The 443-nt window shown below is 61.5% G+C and carries 1 pseudogene; it reads right to left on the bottom strand.

The window, feature by feature from the left end:
* A pseudogene (locus EP237_RS23665) lies at window positions 1-443 on the bottom strand (transposase); the annotation flags it as partial.

Raw genomic sequence — 443 nt, forward strand, 5'->3', positions numbered from 1 at the left:
CGAGGAACGGGATCACCTCGTTCCAAGCACGCCGCCAACTCGGTGCGATGGCCGGATATCGTTTGGCCAGATCGCTTTCCTCGAACTCAGCCAGAGCCAGTGCTGCAGCATCGGCATCCACGGCCGTGTAGATCGCCTTGAGGGCGGCCGCGACGGCTTTGCGGTCTTTGTAGCTGGCGAAGTTCATGGAATGGCGCAGGAGGTGGACGATACAGGTCTGAACCCGCGTCTGGGGAAAGGCNCGCGACGGCTTTGCGGTCTTTGTAGCTGGCGAAGTTCATGGAATGGCGCAGGAGGTGGACGATACAGGTCTGAACCCGCGTCTGGGGAAAGGCTGCCTCAATAGCCTGGGGGAAGCCCTTCAGCCCGTCCACGACGGCGATGAGGATGTCCTGGACGCCCCGGTTACGCAGATCGCTGAGAACCTTGGCCCAGAACTTTGC

It is taken from the genome of Nioella ostreopsis, assembly GCF_004000255.1.
Taxonomy (GTDB): Bacteria; Pseudomonadota; Alphaproteobacteria; order Rhodobacterales; family Rhodobacteraceae; genus Nioella; species Nioella ostreopsis.